The following is a 12,504-nucleotide window of genomic DNA, read 5'->3' as shown; positions in this document are numbered from 1 at the left end:
CACACCGAGCACGCCGACGTGAACGCCGCCAAGAACATCCTCACCGCCGGGAGGGCGGAGCACGCACAACCCGGACCGGGTGCGCGGGCTGGGGCGCGCAAACCACGCAACCGTGTGGGCCGGAAGGTGAACCGCCAAGCAACAGCAGCCCAGGGCCACGCTACGGCGAGCCCCGAGCTGGCTGGAATCCCCCGACTTTAGTCGTGGGGAGCGCTTCAACCCTATGCCAGGTAGCGCCGCAGCACCGGGCGCCATCGGTTGGCTGGGCGGTCATGGAGGGCGGCGATGGCGATGCAGTATTTGCTCATGCTCACCGCCCGCACCCCCATTCTTCGCAGCACCCGATCCACTACCGCCTTCCCGTCGGCGGACTTCGACTCCAGCAGCACCAGGTCCCGCCGTGCGGGCGCCACGCGCTCCGCGTTGCGGAAGAACAGGCCGGTGTCACAGGTGAGCCGGGCCATCCCGGTCCGGTCCACGAGCGTCACCCGCTTGTAGTCGGTGGACAGCACCGGCCCGAGCGTGTCCGGCGCCCGGAGACGCAGCTCGCTGATCAGCGTGTCGCTCACGAAGTCCATCGCCTTCGTGGTCAGCGTTTGCGCGGGCGCGTCGTCGTAGGGGATGCGACGCTTGTCCGTGCTTCCCCGCGCCCCGCTCAGCTTGAGCTCCAGCCACTGGCCGCCGCCGTCCAGATAGGTCCGGGTGCGGAGCTTGAACCGGCGCCGCCGGTCCTGGCGGTGCTGCTGGAAGGTCAGCAGGTCCGGCGTGTCGAAATAGGTGGAGGTGTAGCGGAACTGCCGCCGCCCGCCGATCCGCAGCACCGCGAAGCGATCCCCGAGCTCGGCGGCGAGCCGGACGAACGCGGCGGCGGTCACGATGTACTTGGAGTCCACCCGGCTCATCAGCTCCGGCACGTCCTCCAGCCCGATGGGCGCCTTGCCGGCGGCGACGCCGGCGAGGACCACGTCCGCATCCGTCGTCATCGCACCTTCTCCCGCAGGTTCGGCACCACGTAGCGCACATCTACCACGGTCACGTCCCGCACGTAGTCGACCTGCATGACCACGCACTGCTTCACCCGCGCCCGCAGCCGGCTCTCCAGGTCCGCCTTCAGCAGCTCCGGGTCCGCGTGGACGACGTCGAGCGTGACGACCTGCTGCCGGGTGCGGCCGAGCAGCCCGGGGTGGTCGGCCACGTACATCACCGCCAGCAGCACCGCGTTCAGCGCGAGCGCGGTCAGCGGAAACGCCGCCGCGATCCCGTTGACCAGCCCCAGCACGATCGCGACGAAGTAGTAGGCGATCTCCTGCTGGGTGATCTCGCTGGACCGCAGCCGGATGATCGACAACAGCCCGAACAACCCAAACCCGACGGCGATGTCGACCCGCTGAACCAGCAGCAGCGACACCACCGCGAAGATCCCCACATTCAGCGCGATGTACGCGAACAGCAGATCGCGCCGTTGGTGCCGCCGATAGTAGAGGCCGTAGGCCAGCAGCACGATCGCCACGAGATTCATCGCTAACCCGGTTGCCACAACCGCTCCCTTCGTTGTCCTGTTGATGAACAGCTTGCTAGGGAGCGGTGAAGTGACCGTTAGGCGATGATTAGGAGGCTCTCATCCGATATCCGGTGCCACGAACCGTCTCGATCCGATCTGCCCCGATCTTGCGCCGCAGATACCGGACGTACACGTCCACGACGTTCGAGCCGGGGTCGAAGTCGAACCCCCACACGTGGCTGAGCAACTGCTCGCGGGTCAGCACCTGGTCCGGGTGACGGCAGAAGATCTCCGCCAGCGCGAACTCACGGGTGGACAGGTCGACCGCCCAATCGCCGACGTAGGCCCGCCTGGTACGCAGATCCAGCGACAAATCCGACACCCGGAGCACGGTCACCTCGGGCGTCCGCTCGGCCCGCAGCCGCAGCCGCACCCTGGCCAGCAGCTCCTCGAACGCGAATGGCTTGGCGATGTAGTCGTCCGCGCCGCCCTCCAGCCCCGCAACGGTGTCGCTCACGCTGTCCCGGGCGGTCAGGATGATCACCGGGATGGTCGCCTTGGCCTCCCGCAGCCGCCGCAGCACCGTGAACCCGTCGCTCAACGGCAGCCCGATGTCCAGGATGAGCAGGTCGAACCCGCCCGCGCAGGCCAGGTCGTACGCCGCGATCCCGTCCCCCACCACGGCGGTCACGAAGCCGTTCGCCCGCAGCCCCTTCTCCACGAAGGAGGCGATCCTGGCCTCGTCCTCGGCGATCAGAATTCGGTTCATCGCACCTCCCGCAGGGGAATGGAGATGACAAAGCAGGCCCCGCCGCCCGCAGCCTCGGTCACGTGCACCCGGCCTCCATGAGCCTCGGCGATGGATTTCACGATGGCCAGGCCCAGACCGGCCCCGTCATGGGCGCCGGTACGGCCCGCCCCACGGGCGAACCGGCTGAAGATGCGCTCCCGATCCGCGACCGCCACTCCAGGACCGCTGTCGCGTACCCACAGCTCGACCTGGTCCTCCCGGACGGCGGACCCCACAGCGATCAGATCGCCGTCCTGCGTATGGCGTACGGCGTTGGCCGCCAGCTGCATGAGCGCCTGCGTGAGCCGCTGCCGGTCGGCCGGCACGAGGGCCTCGGCCACCTCGTCCACCCGCCACGCACGTTCGCCGAGCGCCCTCGCCTTGGCGACCACGCTGACCGTGAGGTCGGCCAGCTCGACGGTGTCCACGGACAGGAAGCCCGGCTGCTCGGCCTTGGCAATCGTCAGGAGGTCGTCGACGATGCGGTTCATGCGGTCGAGCTCGTCGGTGACCAGGGCTAACGTCTCCGCGCGATCAGCCGGATCGTCGCTCATCAGCTCCAGGTGGCCGCGTACGACGGTGATCGGCGTACGCAGCTCGTGCCCGGCGTCGTCCAGGAAGTTCCGCTGCACGACGAAGGCCCGCTCCAGCCGATCGAGCATGTGGTTGAAGGTGGCGGCGAGCGCGGCCACGTCGTCGTCGCCCGGCACGTCCAGCCGGCGGGTGAGGTCTGAGGAGCCGCTGATCTGCTCGGCCGTCTGGCTGACCAGCCGGACGGGGGCGAGTACCCGCCCGGCCACGAACCACCCGGCCGCCCCCGCCAGCGCCATGGCGGCCAGCGCGGACAGCCCGAGCACCCGCACCGCGTCCACGATCTCCTCGCGGTGCCGGTCGTAGAAGATCGCCACGACGAAGTGGGCGGGACGGCGGTCAGCGGTCACGGTGACGGGGATGACCGCGTACTTGGCCGTTCCCTCGGCGGTCTCGACCTCGCCGCTGGTCGGCTCGGTGGCTTTGGCCATGCTCGCGACCAGGTCTTCGTCGGTGTCGAGCCGCGCGGGCGGCGCGATTCCGGTCATCTTGTGGGCGTGGCCGTCGACGATGGTGAAGAACGTCTCCCACCGGTCCGGCGCGTTGATGGCAAGGTAGCCGATGAGCAGGTCCTCGACATCGGCGGTCATGCGACCGGTGTTGTCCGCGTATTGGCGAAGCTTCTTCACCTCGTTCTGCAGCTCCAGGCCCACCCGGGCGTCGAGCCTGTTGAGGAGGATGCTCCAGGTCGCGAAGATCGAGACCGACAGGGCGAGGCCGACGACGGCGAGCATCCAGCCCACGATCCGGGCGCGGGCGCTCACCCGCATGCGGAACACCGATCAGTCGTCGCCATCGTCGTCCCCACCGCCATCATCGTCGCCATCATCGTCGCCGTCGTCGTCCCCACCGCCGCCGGGTCGCGGGGACGGCGGCCTGACCGGCTCGGCTGCCTTGCTCTTGCGCGCGCTGGGCCGATCGGCGCTCTTCGTGGGCGCGGACCGCCCCGCGCTGTCCCCATCGTTCACCGACGCGGACGGCCCAGGCGAGCTGGACCTGCTTGGACTGGGCGACGGCGAAACCACGACGGGCCCGCCCAGATCCGGCTCGTTGTCGGCCGCCTGCACCAGCCCCACCGACATGAACCCGGCCGCCCCCGCACCCAGGATCAGCAATACCACCGTCGCCCGCTGCTTCATGCCGTGACTTTGACGCCCTTCGAGGAGACCACGCTGAGACCCAGATGAGAAATCTCTCATCTGGTCAGGGCCCGCCGCTCGCCGTCCTGGGCGGCTCGCAGCGCAGGATCTCGCCGCTGGCTCCAGAAGCCGCGAAATCGCTCCAACCAGAGATCGACCTCCTGCAGCGGCCCTGGCTCGACGGCATAAAACCGCCGGGTGCCCTGGGCCCGCACACTGGCGAAGCCGTTGTCGCGCAGCACCCGCAGGTGCTGGGAGACTGCGGGCTGGGAGATGCCGAACTCGCGCTGGATGACGGCGGTGAGCTCGCCCGAGCTCTGCTCGCCGCCGGCCAGCAGCTCCAGGATCCGCCGTCGGACCGGATCGCCGAGGACGTCGAATGCGTGCACGGCCCGACTATTTCATGGCGCGCTTATATAAGTCAAACCTGGGATAGCGGTCAGTCGTCCAGGCCACGGGCGCTGAGCGCCTCGCCGAGGGCGTCGGCGTGCCGGAGCGAGCTGACCACCAGCGGCACGGCGAAGGCGCGCAGGCTGCGCTCGACCCCCCTGGCCCGCTGGGCCTCGCGGACCCGGGTGGCCAGCGCAGCCACGACCGGCACGCTGCGCACGGTCAGCGACAGCAGCAGCGACACCCGGAACGGGTCCAAGCCGACGAACCTGGCCAGGGCCAGGCAGCGTTCCAGCGTGTTCAGCATGTCCGACATACGGGTGGTGAGCGTGACCAGCCCGGCCAGCGCCACGGCCAGCACCACGCGCAGGGTCGTCGACACCGCCCCCTGCAGGTCCACGAACACCCACTGCATCCCGAACAACGCCACCGCGAACCACCGCACCGGCTTGACCTGCGCCAAGGACGCCGCCACCCCGACCCCGGACAGCACATACAGCCCCGCCACGACGACCGCCGCCCCGGCCAGCGCCAGCGGCGAGCGCAGCAGCACCAGCGCCGTGCACGCCAGCGCCAGACCGGCCAGCTTGACCCCGGCCGGCAGCCGGTGCAGCGGAGAGGCGCCGGGGACGTAGGCGCCGGTCAGGCCGTTCACGCCATGATCTTCCGGTAGTGGGCGATGGCCTCGTCCGGGATGCCGTCGGCGACGATCCTGCCCTGGTCGAGCACCAGTACGCGGTCGAAGCCCGCCAGCAGCGGCAGGTCATGGGTGACCACCACCACCTGCTGCGGCATCTCGCGCAGCAGGTCGGCGACCTGGCGGGAGTGGCGCAGGTCGAGCAGCGTGGTCGGCTCATCCATGACCAGGATGTCCGGCTCCAGCACCATGACCGAGCACAGGGCGAGCAACTGCTTCTGGCCGCCCGACAGGTGGTGGGCGGGGTGGTCGGCGTGCTCGCCCAGGCCGTACCTGGCCAGCACGTCGCGCACACGCGCCTCGACCTCCTGGCGCGCCAGGCCCTTGCGGCGCAGCGAGAAGGCCACGTCCTCGGCCACCGTCGGCATCACGATCTGCGCGTCCGGGTCGGTGAACAGGAACCCGACGCCCCGCCTGATCTTGGCGGCGTTGCGGCGGGTGTCGAGGCCGAGCACGGTGACGCGGCCCGAGGTGGGCAGGGCCAGGCCGTTGACCAGCCGGGCGAGCGTGCTCTTGCCCGAGCCGTTGGCGCCGACCACGCCGATGCGGTGCTCGGGCAGGGTGGCGGTGATGCCGCGCAGCACGTCCCGCTCGCCGAGCCGTACGTGCACGTCGGCGAACTCGATCACGCCGTACCGCCCGGAACGCCGCGGACCTCGATCACGCCGACCCTCCGTCCCGGCCAGGACCGACCACCTCGAACAGGGCGGCCACGCCGAGCCCGCCGCCGACCGCGGCCGCGGCCAGGCCCAGCGTCCCCGGCGCGGCGCCCGCGCGGACCAGGCGGCTGAACAGCCTGGTCACCACGACCGCGCCGCTCGCGCCCCACGGATGGCCCAGGGCCAGTGCGCCGCCGTCGGCGCACACCCGTTCCTCCCCCAGGGGATCGAGTCCGAGCGCGTCGGTGGCCGCCAGCACCTGTGCCGCGAACGCCTCCACGATCTCCACCGCCGCGACCCGTTCCAACTCCACCCCCGCACGCGCCAGCACCCGCCGCACGGCGGGCACCGGGCCCCAGCCGGGCAGCTCGGGATCGCACCCGACGACGGCCCCGGCCACCAGCCGCATCCCCGGCAGGCCCGCGCGCAACCGCTCGGGCACGATGGCCACGGCTGCGGCGCCGTCGCTGACCGGGGAGGAATTACCGGCCGTAACTGTACCGCCCGCCACGAACGCCGCGGGCAGCCGGGCCAGCGACGCCGCCCGCAGCGGCCTGGGCCGCTGATCGTCGTAGCGCCCGCCGATCGGGACGATCTCCTCCTTGAACCGGCCCGCCTCCCGGGCGGCCAGCGCCCTGGCGTGACTGCGGCAGGCGTAGGCGTCCTGGCGATCCCGGCCGATGCCGCGCGCCGCCGCCAGCGCCTCGGCGGCCGGGCCCATGTCGGGGTCGGGCCGTCCGTCCGGGGTGAAGGGCGCCCTGGGGTACGGCTCCGCCGCACCTCGATGGGTACGCAGGGGCGCGGTCGAGGCGCTCTCCGCTCCGCCGGCGATCACCAGGTCCATCTCGCCCGCGCGTACCGCCTGGGCGGCGACCAGGATCGCGGCCAGCCCGCTGCCGCACTGGCGGTCCACCGTGAGGCCGGGCACCTCCTCGCCCAGGCCCGCCGCCAGCGCCGACACCCTGGCCACGTTGCCGCCCGGCCCCATGCAGTTGCCCAGCACCACGTCATCGACCCGCCGCCCGGCCAGGTCGCGCGCGACAGCCGAGATCACGGGCGCGGCCAGCCGGTCGACGGTCACATTCTTGAACGCGTGCCCGGCCGTGCCGATGGGGGTGCGCCGCGCCGCCACGATGATGGGATCGTCGGGCCGGGCACGCACGGCCTCGGGCCCGGCCGGCATGGTCATGGGTTCGTTGCGCATATCAGGTCAGCCGCCGGATGTCGGGGTCGCCGCCCGCCAGCCGGGCCGCCACCAGGGCGCGTGCGGGCTTGCCCGCCTGAGTGCGCGGCAGGCTCGGCACCGCGTACCAGCGGCGCGGCCGTTGCGCCGCGTCCAGGCCGCCCCTGGCCATCGCCTCCAGCAAGGCGCGCGGCGGGAGCTCGGCGCGCCCGGCCTCGATGACCGCCGTGACGACGGAGCCCAGCGACGGGTGCGGCGAGCCGATCACCACGATGTCCCCCACGCCGGGCACCTTCCTGAGCACCTCTTCCACGTCCTCGGGCACGACGGTGGCGCCGCCGGTCTGGATCGCGCCGTCGCCTCGGCCGCGTACCCGCAGCACCTCTCCTACCCGGTACGGCTCCGCCACGTCGCCCACGCTCACCCAACCGTCACCGTCGCGCCGGAGCGGCCCGGCGGCGTCGCCCAGGTAGCCGTCGGCCAGCCACGGCGAACGCACCCACACCTCACCGAGAGAGCCGGCCGGTGCGGGCCTGACCTCGATCTCCACGCCCGGAAAAGGGCGCAGCCCACCCCCGTCGCCGTCCACCGCCACGAACGACAGCTCGCTGGCCCCGTAGTAGGACACGACACGAATCCCCGCCCGCACGGCCGCCGCCCGCGTGTCCGGGTCGAGGGCCGCGCCGCCCACCACGGCGGTTCGCAGCCTCCCCGGGCGTGCCAGCACGTCGGGCAGCCGGTGCGGCACCAGGTGCACGACGGTGGCCCCGGCCAGCAGGCCGCCCAGTGTTCTTGCGGGCCAGCGGCCCGGCAGGAGGGCCGTCGCGCCGGTGGCCAGGGTGTGCACGGCGGCGAACGCGTACAGGCTTGACACCAGCGGGCCCGGGATCAGCACGACGTCGTCCTGGCCGATCCCGGCCAGGGCGCTGAGGTGCGGGAACGACGCCGTCCAGGACGCGCGGCCGCGCACGATGGCGCGCGGCCTGCCGGTGCTGCCCGAGGTGAAGCACGCCCACGCCCGATCCCCGGGTCCCGGCTCGTGTGTCACCGCAGGGCCCGCCACGTACGGCAGCGGCGCGTCCACGTGAACGCCGGGACCCGCCGCCTGCGGTGATGCCGGGACGACGCGCGACCACCGCTCCCGGTCCCACGTGGGGTCGCCCACCAGCGGCGTCGCGCCCGCCAGGTCCGCCGCGAGCGCGGCGGTGAGCACCTCGACCGGGTCCGCGAGGCCGATCGCGACCAGCCTGCCCGGCCCGATGCCGAGGCCGAGCAGGTGGCGGGCCGCGCCGTGGACCCGGTCGGCGAGCTGGGCGTAGGTGAGCTCCCCCGCGGGGCCGCACACCGCCAGGCGCGAAGGGCGCTCGGCGGCGTGCCGCAGCACGTGTTCCGCTACGGGCATCGGGCGGTCAACGCCCCCCGCCGGTACGCAGCCGCTCCTGGTGCACGGCGGGGACCGCGTCCGGGTAGGCCCGCTGCGTGCCCCTGGTCACGATGGACGCCAGCACCGCCTTGATCAGGTCGCCGGGCAGGAAGGCGGTGCTGAGCAGCGCCGCACTCCCCAGGGACACGCCGGTAACGGCCGCCTGGACGGGGATGCCGAACAGATAGACCACGCCGACGCCACCCACCAGGCACGCCACCGTCAGGCGGACGATGCCCGGATTGCGGCCCGCCCGCTCGACGAGCCAGCCCGTCACGGCCGCGCCCGGGATCCAGCCGATCAGGAACCCGGCCGACGGCCCGGCGAACACCGCCAGCCCGCCGCGCCCGCCCGCCAGCAGCGGCAGACCTGCCGCGACCAGGATGAGCAGCACCACGACGGCCAGCGCGGCCCGCCACGTGCCGAGGATCGCGCCCGCCAGCATCACGCCGAGCGTCTGGAGCGTGATGGGCACCGTGTTGCCGAAGACGTTCAGCGAGCCGGGCAGGCCGAGCACCGCGATCAGCGCTGCGAACACAGCCACCCGCGCCAGGTCGCCCGTGGGGAACCCGCGTCTGTTCTCTGCATCCTTCATGAGGTCGATCCCACACCAGAACACCCTGGTTCAGGCATGGAGGTATCCCACAACTTTCCGTGCGTTCATCTGCGAACGACCGATACCGCCTCCACAACGCGGTGCTGCCAAGGCCGGTCAGGCGGCCAGGCGCAGGGCCCGGGCCACGTCGGAGGTGGACGCGGAGGTCTCCGTCGAGGTGTAGCCGTCGCGCAGAGAGGCGTCCAGGTCCTTCAGCCCGTTGCCGCTCAGCGTGATCACGATCCGCAGCCCCGGCTCCAGCGCGCCCCGCGCGTGCTGCTCGAGCAGGCCCGCGACGCCCGCCGCCGAGGCGGGCTCGGCGAAGACGCCGTCGCGGCGGGCCACCATCCGGTACGCCGCGAAGATCTGCTCGTCGGTCACCGCCGCGATCAGCCCGCCCGATTCGTCGCGGGCGGCGACGGCGCCGTCCCAGGTGGCCGGGTTGCCGACCCGGATCGCGCTGGCCTCCGTACGCGGATCGGCCACGGGCGCGCCGTGGACGAGCGGGGCCGACCCGGCCGCCTGGAAGCCCCACATGCGCGGCAGCCGGCCGGCCAGGCCCGCGCCGTGGTAGTTGCGGTAGCCGCCCCAGGTGGCGGTGATGTTGCCGCCGTTGCCCACCGGCAGGCAGTGCACGTCGGGCGCATCGCCGAGGGCGTCCACGATCTCGTAGGCGACCGTGCGCTGCCCGGCCAGGCGCAGCTCGTTGCCGACGGAGTTGACCAGCGCGATCGGGTGGTGCGCGGCCAGTTCGCGGGCCACGCGCAGGCAGTCGTCGAAGTTGCCGTCGATCTCGACGATCTCGGCGCCGTACCGTACAGCCTGGCTCAGCTTGCCGAGCGCGATCCGCCCCTTGGGGACCAGCACGGCGGCCGTCACCCCGGCACGGGCGGCGTAGGCGGCGGCAGAGGCGCTGGTGTTGCCGGTGGAGGCGCAGATGACGGCCTGCGCGCCCGCCTCGGCCGCCCTGCTGATCGCCACCGTCATGCCGCGGTCCTTGAACGAACCCGTCGGGTTTGCGCCCTCCACCTTCAGCCAGACCTCGCAGCCGGTGAGCTCCGACAGGTGCGCCGAGCGCAGGAGCGGGGTGTTGCCCTCGTTGAGCGAGACGGACGGGGTGTCGGCGGTGACCGGCAGCCAGCGCCGGTAGTCGCTGTCGATCAGACCATGCCAGGTTCTCATGCCGGAACCGTAACACTTGTTTCATGCCGCCTGGCAAGCGAGAAGTGATGTAACATTTGTCATTGTGGAGAACGATCCGGTGGCCGACCGCCTCGGCGCCGTCTATCCCGAGTTGCCGCCCGGCGAGCGGGCGATCGTGCGGGTGCTGCTCGACGACTATCCGTTCGCGGCGCTGGGCTCGCTGCGGGCGCTGGCCGAGCGCGCCGGGGTGAGCCCGCCCACGGCGTCGCGGCTGTTCGACCGCCTGGGGTACGCCGGGTTCGCCGACTTCCAGGCAGCCGTGCGTGACGGGGCGCGGGACCGGTCGCGGCTGCTGGAGTTCGTGACGCGATCGCCGGACACGGCCGAGAACCCCGTGCCCGGCAGGCAGGTGCCCGAACTGCGGCGCGCCGCCGAGGACCTGCGTACGGGCCTGGACAGCACGCTCGCCGCCGTCACCGATCCGCTGCTCGAAGCCTCGGCGGCCCTGCTCGCCGAGGCCGGGGCCGTGTGGGCGCTGGGCGGGCCGCTGAGCGAGCTGGCCGCCGAATACCTGATCCGCCAGCTCGCCAGCCTGCGCCCCGGCGCGCTTAGGGTGCCCGAGCCCGCGCAGGCCCGGGCCCGTACCGTGCTGGACTTGAGCGGCTCCGACGTGGTGGTCGCTTACGACTTCCGGCGATACTCCCCGGACACCGCCCGCTTCGTGCGGGCCGCCCGCGCCCGGGGCGCGCGGCTGCTGCTCGTCACCGACGCGTGGGAGTCGCCACTGTCGGCCGAGGCGGAGGTGCTGATCAGGCTGCCGCGCGAGGCCGCCGGGCCCATCGCGCCGCTCGCGCACGAGATCGCCGTCACCGAGCTGCTGCTCGTGGCCACGGCCGCCCGCCTGGCACCCGCCCGGCGCCTGGCCGAGCTCGAGGCGCTCATGCAGACGTTGTGAAAGGGCTCAGCCTGTCTTGGCGAGCCGCTTGTAGAAGAAGCTGCAGTCCTGGAGCGTGCCGTCCGGGGATCCGGCGTAGTCGGGGACGATGCCGTAGCGGGTCCAGCCGCCGGTGAGGTAGACGTGCTCGGCGGTGCTGCCCGTCTCGGTGTCCAGGAGCAGCAGGTCGGCGCCGGCGTCGAGGGCGGCCTGCTCGGCCGTGGCCAGCAGGGCCCGTGACAGGCCCCGGCCCCGTGCGTCGCGGTGGACCATGAGCTTGACGATCTCGGCGCGGTGGCGGGCGTTCGGCTTGCGTGCCAGGGCCAGGCTGATGGTGCCGGTGATGACGCCCTCGTCGCGGCTCGTCCAGACCAGGAGGCTGCCCTCGGCCACCGCCGGCGCCTGCGCCCGCCACCAGGCGGCGGCCCGTTCATGGTCGAACGGCGCCAGGAAACCCACGGACGCGCCGCTGTCCACGGCGTCGACCAGGAGCTCGGCCAGGTCCTTGACGGTGGCGTCGAACTCCTCGGCGGCCAGGCGTTCGATGGTGTGCATGCGATTCCTCATCCGAAGTGGGTCATGGGAGTACGAGCAGGAGGGCGTAGCGGGCCGGGGACGGGCCAGGGCAGCGGAAGCGGGAGGCGCCCCAGAGCCGGAAGCGCAGGCAGTCGCCGGCCTCGACGGTGTGGGTGTGGCCGTTCGCGGTGATCTCCACCGCCCCCTCCAGCACCCAGATGTGCTGCTCCAGCCCGGGCACGGGAGGCGTTTCGTATGAGATGCCCGCTCCCGGGCGCAGTGTCGCCTCCACGACCTCGCCGCGCAGCCCTGGATGCGGTGGCGACACCGAGCGCCGGACGAACCCGGACTCCTCGTCCCGGAAGACCGTCTGCGCCCCGGCCCGTACGAGCTGCGGCGGCTCGGACTCCACCTCGGCCAGCAGCCGCGACATGGTCCGCTCGTACACGCTGCACAGCTTGCCGAGCAGGGCGGCGGTCGGGCTGATCTCGCCCCGCTCCAGCCGCGACAGCGTCGAGCGGCTGATCCCCGACCGGCTCGCCAGCTCCTCCAGCGACCAGCCCCGCTCGAGGCGCAGCTCAGCGAGCCGCCCGGCGAGCCGGGCCTCGACCTCCTCCGCATATCTCACATTCGGGAATATATCCCACATGCGAGATCATCGTCGACGCCGCACCTTGATGTCGCGCATGTCCGTCACCGCGAGCTGCAGGATCTCGTGCGGATGCCCGTGCGCCTCCAGCGCGGCCATCGCCCCCAGCGCCGCCTCGTCCTCGCCGTCGTCCGGCCCGGCGGGCACCTGGCAGCGGAAGGTGAACACCGTGACGCTCTGGTCACGGGTGAACGTCCCCGCCTCGGTGTAGGCGGCGCCGCCCGCGGCCAGCACGGCGGCCCGCCCGGCCTCGTCGAGCTCCTTGAACTTCCCCCTGATCGTCACCCTGAACAC

At 72.4% G+C, this 12,504-nt stretch carries 16 protein-coding genes; 1 reads left to right on the top strand and 15 read right to left on the bottom strand.

Annotated features, from left to right (window positions below; genetic code table 11):
* Window positions 1-221 precede the first annotated feature (221 nt).
* From ABN273_RS42405 to thrC, 12 genes are all read right to left on the bottom strand, one after another.
* A complete protein-coding gene (locus tag ABN273_RS42405) occupies window positions 222-983 on the bottom strand; it encodes a polyphosphate polymerase domain-containing protein (protein ID WP_349455107.1) in 762 nt (253 codons plus the stop codon).
* Window positions 980-1,519, bottom strand: a complete 540-nt coding sequence (locus ABN273_RS42400) for a DUF4956 domain-containing protein (protein ID WP_349455113.1) — start codon at window positions 1,517-1,519, stop codon at window positions 980-982. The genes ABN273_RS42405 and ABN273_RS42400 overlap by 4 nt, the downstream gene beginning before the upstream one ends.
* An 88-nt stretch (window positions 1,520-1,607) precedes the next feature.
* Window positions 1,608-2,270, bottom strand: a complete 663-nt coding sequence (locus ABN273_RS42395; RefSeq protein WP_349455106.1) for a response regulator transcription factor — start codon at window positions 2,268-2,270, stop codon at window positions 1,608-1,610.
* Window positions 2,267-3,652 (bottom strand): sensor histidine kinase, encoded by a 1,386-nt coding sequence (locus ABN273_RS42390; RefSeq protein ID WP_349455105.1) that lies wholly within the window; start codon window positions 3,650-3,652, stop codon window positions 2,267-2,269. The genes ABN273_RS42395 and ABN273_RS42390 overlap by 4 nt, the downstream gene beginning before the upstream one ends.
* Before the next feature lie 12 nt (window positions 3,653-3,664).
* A complete protein-coding gene (locus ABN273_RS42385; RefSeq protein WP_349455104.1) occupies window positions 3,665-4,021 on the bottom strand; it encodes a hypothetical protein in 357 nt (118 codons plus the stop codon).
* A 56-nt stretch (window positions 4,022-4,077) separates the two neighbouring features.
* On the bottom strand, window positions 4,078-4,410 hold the full coding sequence (locus ABN273_RS42380) for an ArsR/SmtB family transcription factor (protein ID WP_349455103.1): 333 nt from the start codon (window positions 4,408-4,410) through the stop codon (window positions 4,078-4,080).
* A 50-nt stretch (window positions 4,411-4,460) separates the two neighbouring features.
* Window positions 4,461-5,066 carry an energy-coupling factor transporter transmembrane component T family protein gene (locus ABN273_RS42375; protein WP_349455101.1) on the bottom strand — a complete coding sequence of 202 codons (606 nt, stop codon included), beginning with the start codon at window positions 5,064-5,066 and terminating at the stop codon, window positions 4,461-4,463.
* Window positions 5,063-5,737, bottom strand: coding sequence for an energy-coupling factor ABC transporter ATP-binding protein (locus tag ABN273_RS42370; RefSeq protein WP_349455100.1), 675 nt, complete (start codon window positions 5,735-5,737; stop codon window positions 5,063-5,065). Before ABN273_RS42370 ends, ABN273_RS42375 begins: the two co-directional genes overlap by 4 nt.
* 31 nt (window positions 5,738-5,768) lie before the next feature.
* Complete coding sequence (locus ABN273_RS42365; protein WP_349455099.1) at window positions 5,769-6,971, bottom strand: thiolase family protein; 1,203 nt, start codon at window positions 6,969-6,971, stop codon at window positions 5,769-5,771.
* A gap of 1 nt (window position 6,972) precedes the next feature.
* Window positions 6,973-8,352, bottom strand: coding sequence for a class I adenylate-forming enzyme family protein (locus tag ABN273_RS42360; protein WP_349455098.1), 1,380 nt, complete (start codon window positions 8,350-8,352; stop codon window positions 6,973-6,975).
* A gap of 7 nt (window positions 8,353-8,359) precedes the next feature.
* Entirely contained in the window at window positions 8,360-8,968 is a 609-nt protein-coding gene (locus ABN273_RS42355) for a biotin transporter BioY (protein ID WP_349455097.1), read from the bottom strand.
* Window positions 8,969-9,085: 117 nt separating this feature from the next.
* Complete coding sequence (thrC, locus tag ABN273_RS42350) at window positions 9,086-10,150, bottom strand: threonine synthase (protein WP_349455096.1); 1,065 nt, start codon at window positions 10,148-10,150, stop codon at window positions 9,086-9,088.
* A 64-nt stretch (window positions 10,151-10,214) separates the two neighbouring features.
* Here thrC and ABN273_RS42345 point away from each other — a divergent pair, with 64 nt between their 5' ends.
* Window positions 10,215-11,066 carry a MurR/RpiR family transcriptional regulator gene (locus ABN273_RS42345; RefSeq protein ID WP_349455094.1) on the top strand — a complete coding sequence of 284 codons (852 nt, stop codon included), beginning with the start codon at window positions 10,215-10,217 and terminating at the stop codon, window positions 11,064-11,066.
* 6 nt (window positions 11,067-11,072) lie between these two features.
* Here ABN273_RS42345 and ABN273_RS42340 read toward each other — a convergent pair whose 3' ends face one another.
* The 3 genes from ABN273_RS42340 to ABN273_RS42330 are packed head-to-tail and all read right to left on the bottom strand — an operon-like array spanning window position 11,073 to window position 12,504.
* The gene (locus ABN273_RS42340) at window positions 11,073-11,600 is read right to left on the bottom strand and encodes a GNAT family N-acetyltransferase (protein ID WP_349455093.1); all 528 of its coding nucleotides are present in this window, start codon (window positions 11,598-11,600) and stop codon (window positions 11,073-11,075) included.
* A gap of 22 nt (window positions 11,601-11,622) precedes the next feature.
* The gene (locus tag ABN273_RS42335; RefSeq protein WP_349455092.1) at window positions 11,623-12,189 is read right to left on the bottom strand and encodes a helix-turn-helix domain-containing protein; all 567 of its coding nucleotides are present in this window, start codon (window positions 12,187-12,189) and stop codon (window positions 11,623-11,625) included.
* A gap of 27 nt (window positions 12,190-12,216) precedes the next feature.
* Window positions 12,217-12,504, bottom strand: a complete 288-nt coding sequence (locus ABN273_RS42330; protein ID WP_349455090.1) for a DUF6204 family protein — start codon at window positions 12,502-12,504, stop codon at window positions 12,217-12,219.

Origin of the sequence: Nonomuraea sp. B19D2, assembly GCF_040137845.1 — a bacterium.
Classification (GTDB): domain Bacteria; phylum Actinomycetota; class Actinomycetes; order Streptosporangiales; family Streptosporangiaceae; genus Nonomuraea.
The sequence above is the reverse complement of the archived record's forward strand: the minus strand, read 5'-3'. Positions and strand labels throughout refer to the sequence as shown.

Coding starts and splice junctions, on each gene's coding strand:
- ABN273_RS42395 (WP_349455106.1), bottom strand. CDS start 2,270: ATGAACCGAATTCTGATCGCCGAGGACGAGGCCAGGATCGCCTCCTTC.
- thrC (WP_349455096.1), bottom strand. CDS start 10,150: ATGAGAACCTGGCATGGTCTGATCGACAGCGACTACCGGCGCTGGCTG.
- ABN273_RS42365 (WP_349455099.1), bottom strand. CDS start 6,971: ATGCGCAACGAACCCATGACCATGCCGGCCGGGCCCGAGGCCGTGCGT.
- ABN273_RS42390 (WP_349455105.1), bottom strand. CDS start 3,652: ATGCGGGTGAGCGCCCGCGCCCGGATCGTGGGCTGGATGCTCGCCGTC.
- ABN273_RS42400 (WP_349455113.1), bottom strand. CDS start 1,519: ATGAATCTCGTGGCGATCGTGCTGCTGGCCTACGGCCTCTACTATCGG.
- ABN273_RS42360 (WP_349455098.1), bottom strand. CDS start 8,352: ATGCCCGTAGCGGAACACGTGCTGCGGCACGCCGCCGAGCGCCCTTCG.
- ABN273_RS42355 (WP_349455097.1), bottom strand. CDS start 8,968: ATGAAGGATGCAGAGAACAGACGCGGGTTCCCCACGGGCGACCTGGCG.
- ABN273_RS42405 (WP_349455107.1), bottom strand. CDS start 983: ATGACGACGGATGCGGACGTGGTCCTCGCCGGCGTCGCCGCCGGCAAG.
- ABN273_RS42385 (WP_349455104.1), bottom strand. CDS start 4,021: ATGAAGCAGCGGGCGACGGTGGTATTGCTGATCCTGGGTGCGGGGGCG.
- ABN273_RS42340 (WP_349455093.1), bottom strand. CDS start 11,600: ATGCACACCATCGAACGCCTGGCCGCCGAGGAGTTCGACGCCACCGTC.